Raw genomic sequence first — 2,201 nt, 5'->3', positions numbered from 1 at the left:
GGTCCCGCCACTCCGCAAGCGGCGCGGCGGTGCTGCCATCATCGGATAATGCCGAGCCGATCGCCACGAAATACTGAGCTCGCTCCGGAAACAGAATGTCTTCCTCCGCGAGCTCCAGCGTTTCTGCGAACCGGGCCCGAAGCTGGGATAAATAAGTCAGCGGGCCGCCCAGAAAAGCCACCCGTCCGCGAATCTTACGCCCGCAGGCTAGACCGGCGATCGTCTGATTCACAATGCTCTGGAAGATGGAGGCCGCAACATCCTCCCGGCGCGCCCCTTCGTTAAGCAGCGGCTGAATGTCGCTCTTGGCGAATACGCCGCAGCGGGAGGCGATTGGATAGATCCGCTGATGGTCCGCCGCGAGGCTGTCGAGTCCAGTGGGATCGGTCTGGAGCAGTGCCGCCATCTGGTCGATGAAAGCGCCTGTCCCGCCTGCGCAGGCGTTGTTCATCCGCTGCTCAATGCCGCCGCTGAGGTAAATGATTTTGGCGTCCTCTCCTCCAAGCTCAATCGCGGTATCGCAGGAAGGAAGCAGTTCGCTGATCGCTTTTGTACAAGCGATAACCTCCTGAACGAAGGGCACGTTCCCAAGTCTGGACAGAGACAAACCGGAAGAACCGCTTACCGCCAGCGCCGCCTCCCTATCCGGAAACAGGGATATCACTTTATCAAGCAAAGAGAGAACCGCTTTTTTTATATCGCTATAGTGTCTTACATAATCCTCATGAACGACCAGATTCCGCTCCATGACAACCAATTTAGCCGTAGTCGATCCCACATCCAGTCCGATCTTCAGCTGCATCCTGCTATCACCACGCCTTATTGAAAATTTTAACTATAGGAAAAATATCACATAACAGACTGCTAAAAGCTGTTAAAAATGTAACAGTAAAAATTTAACGAAACGCCCGGAGCTTGAAAATACCCGCTCTATTCCCCGTCAAGGGTCGTCGCGACCGCCTCCGCATGGCCCTTTACCCGCACCTTTTTCCAGATATTGGACACGATGCCCTGTTCATCGATCAGGAAGGTGGAACGCACAATGCCCATAAATTCCTTGCCGTACAGTTTCTTAAGCTGCCACACGCCGTACTGCTCGCTTACCTTATGGTCCTCGTCGGAGAGCAGCAGAAAGGGCAGTTCGTTCTTTGCGATAAACTTGGCGTGCGACTGGAGACTGTCGGGGCTGACGCCCAGAATAACGGCTCCTTTGGCTGTAATCCGGTCATTGACGTCTCTGAATTCACAAGCTTCCTGGGTGCAGCCCGGCGTCATATTTTTCGGATAAAAATACAGCAGCACCTTCCGTCCTCTATACTGGCTTAAGGTGACTTCGCTTCCGTCCGAGGCGGGCAGCGTAAAGTCCGGCGCCTCTTGTCCAATGGACAGCTCTTCCATAATTCATGCACTCCTTTAATTAGGTTTATGGCTCTAACGGGTGTTATATGGCCCGCGGGGTGTACAATTGATTGTATCCATAAAAGAAATTATAATGTAGGGAATGCAAATGTGAAAGGAAGAGCGAGAATGCCGCCAAGGTCGAAAAGACACGCCAAGAAGGGAAAATCGAAGAAAATTCTGGTTCGGAGCCTGATGATCCTCCTTCTGCTTCTGGCTGGAGGAGCCGTATATTTTTTCACATCCATCTACCAAGGTCTTAACGGCATGCAGAAGCAAGACAATGATTCTCCATTCAAAAATGTGGAGACGGTAGACGCCAATACGCCCGATCCTCCGAAATGGGAGGGAACGGAACCCGTTAATATCCTGCTGATGGGTGTCGATGCGCGCGGCGTAAAAAAGGGGGAAATCCCCCGCTCGGACACGATGCTGGTCGTCTCTCTCGATCCGGTGAAGAAGAAGGTGCACGTCTTCTCCATCCTTCGGGATACTTACGTCCCGATCGAAGGTCATGACAAAAATCGCGTGAATACCGCCATTATCTACGGCCCCAATATGGCGATGAAGACCGTGGGCGATCTGCTTGGAATTCCGATTCAATATTACGTCTACACCGACTTTCAGGGCTTTATCAAGCTTATAGATGCGGTCGGCGGCATCGACTATACGGTCGAGAAGGACATGGTCTATAAGACCATAGCTGACGGCCCCGAGTACGATATCGATCTGAAAAAAGGCTTTCAGCACCTTGACGGCAGTAAGGCGCTCCAATATGTCCGTTTCCGCCATGACGCCACCTC

Annotated in this window: 3 protein-coding genes; 1 reads left to right on the top strand and 2 read right to left on the bottom strand. The window is 52.5% G+C overall.

The window, feature by feature from the left end; genetic code table 11:
• Both L691_RS0123530 and bcp read right to left on the bottom strand, forming a co-directional pair.
• Nucleotides 1-802: BadF/BadG/BcrA/BcrD ATPase family protein (locus L691_RS0123530; protein WP_025692729.1), on the bottom strand; the 802-nt coding region annotated here is incomplete at its 3' end.
• A 128-nt stretch (nt 803-930) separates the two neighbouring features.
• Nucleotides 931-1,398: a thioredoxin-dependent thiol peroxidase gene (gene bcp / locus L691_RS0123525; RefSeq protein WP_025692728.1), complete on the bottom strand. Its 468-nt coding sequence runs from the start codon at nt 1,396-1,398 to the stop codon at nt 931-933.
• Nucleotides 1,399-1,593: 195 nt separating this feature from the next.
• Here bcp and L691_RS0123520 point away from each other — a divergent pair.
• Nucleotides 1,594-2,201: LCP family protein (locus L691_RS0123520; RefSeq protein ID WP_408634790.1), on the top strand; the 608-nt coding region annotated here is incomplete at its 3' end.

This window comes from Paenibacillus zanthoxyli JH29 (assembly GCF_000520715.1).
GTDB lineage: Bacteria > Bacillota > Bacilli > Paenibacillales > Paenibacillaceae > Paenibacillus_AQ > Paenibacillus_AQ zanthoxyli.
Note: the sequence above shows the minus strand (reverse complement) of the source record. Positions and strands in the feature narration are given on the sequence as shown.

Coding starts and splice junctions, on each gene's coding strand:
- bcp (WP_025692728.1), bottom strand. CDS start 1,398: ATGGAAGAGCTGTCCATTGGACAAGAGGCGCCGGACTTTACGCTGCCC.